This is a genomic window from Neobacillus sedimentimangrovi (assembly GCF_010614825.1).
GTDB lineage: Bacteria > Bacillota > Bacilli > Bacillales > Cytobacillaceae > Neobacillus > Neobacillus thermocopriae.
In genome coordinates, this window is sequence record NZ_JAAFZF010000096.1 from 1 (window position 1) to 1,858 (window position 1,858).

Below are 1,858 nucleotides of genomic sequence, written 5' to 3' on the forward strand. Positions count from 1 at the left end.
ATTTTCAATAAAGTGCCCGTTTAACAGATATTCTGCTGTGATGCCTTGAGCCATTTGAATGTGGGTCCATTCAAATGGCTTTCCTGCTATTTTAGGCAACGTTGCCTGAGAGAGTAATTGATTAACCTTTCGTTTTTCCCGTTGTTTCACTTCTTGTTCAAAGAGTTGGAGAAGATACTCCTCATGGCTCATTGCTTCGATTTCATGATAATGCTGACGAATCCAGCTTAATTTCAACCGTTTTGCATATTCTCGAATCTTTTGATCCATCACTGCTTCCCTCCTCTAGAAGGGAAAAGCTGATCATAATGCTCTAACCCTCTTGTCGCATTCGGTATGACAGGTAACGAACCTTTCGGTTGAATGATAGGGCGCTGTCCTCGTCCGTTAATAAGTTGATAAAACACTTGTTTAATCGACTCTACAGATGGATGCCCGTTTTCAGAGGCAAGCTGTAAAGCTTGCGTAGGTAACTCAAAATCGTAGTCTTTTAGAATCACCGATAAGAGCTGTAATGCTTGTTGTTTTTCTGACAGCGTACATTGTGTAAAGTATTGTTGCCACAATGGAGGTAACTGCTCGTAAAAACTCGTGTATTTCATCGCTGTCGGTCTTTTCGACATCAACGTTAGATACGGTTGCCATATCATCGATTTTTGTTCATTACCGTAAAGACGTGGATGGCAAACAATCGTGTCATAATCTTCCGTTAGGATCTCGATTCGGTTGTACGAGATTTTTGCCAAAACTGTGGATTTGGCAAAACGCGGAGACGTCGAATAGAGTTTATTTTCCAGTCGAATATAGCCATACTTATCAGCTTTTACTTGTTCATACCGCACACACTCATACTCTTTCGCTGGTAACTGTAAAAACTGCTCTTTATCTGCCAAATACAGTTCGGCAAGTACAATACCTTTTTGATAATGAAGACGGTTTCGATCCTTTTCTGCCTTTCCCCATAGCGTTTCATTCAGTTGTTCTATGTCATGCACCACAAGCTCCGGAAGAAAGAAGTTGTTTCGAACATATTTCACCATCGATTCCACATGTCCTTTTTCGTTTCCACTAGCCGGATTACAAAATTCATATTCAAAACCATAATGGCAAACAAAACGCTGAAACTCCTCCGTTAGCTCTCGCTCCCCATTAGGTAATACTTTTTTCACCGCAGGTGATAAATTATCAAAACGAATTACTCTAGGTACTCCACCTATGTGATGAAAGATTCGTTTCAATCCTTCTAAAAAGCAATCCCGATTTTCAGATGGAAACACCTGAACGTAAAAGGTATTACTATAGGGAAACGATAAAACCAAATATGGCCATGTCACTACTTCTCCACGATATTTAAATGGTGCCTCCCCAAAGTCCACTTGAGCTGTTCCTGGCTTTGACTCTAATGGCAATGCAGCTGTTTCTGTCTCTTCGGAAAGCTGTTTTTTACGTTGGGATACATAATGCCGAACGGATCGTGCGGAACCTTCAAACCCATATTCTTCGACAAGTTGCGTATACATCCGTTGAGCAGTTCGTTGAAACTTCTTTTTCTTCTTCAAGTCTTCTTGAAGCCATTGATCTAGAATCGGTTTCACAGGATCCATGACTTTTGCTTTTCGTTTTTGCTTTGGTACTTCTGAAGGACTAAAATCCTCCATCTCTGCACATTTCCGAACCGTTCTACGGTCTCGACTCATTTGTTTGGCAATAGAGCTATACGAACGCCCTTTTTTATTTGCTTCATGTCTGATATAATTAATTTCTGCCACTGCTAACATCTCCTTCATCGCCTCCTGTCATTTTTGCCCAATAACAGGAAGTGTATTTGAATGTAGGGATGTTGGCAAGTGGTTTTTTT

General features: G+C 40.6%; 1 protein-coding gene and 1 pseudogene. Both read right to left on the reverse strand.

The window, feature by feature from the left end; genetic code table 11:
- Positions 1-270: pseudogene (locus GZA11_RS16285) on the reverse strand (ATP-binding protein); the annotation flags it as partial.
- Positions 270-1,778, reverse strand: a complete 1,509-nt coding sequence (gene istA, locus GZA11_RS16290) for an IS21 family transposase (RefSeq protein ID WP_163184399.1) — start codon at positions 1,776-1,778, stop codon at positions 270-272. The gene istA and the pseudogene GZA11_RS16285, both read right to left, overlap by 1 nt.
- Positions 1,779-1,858: the final 80 nt, after the last annotated feature.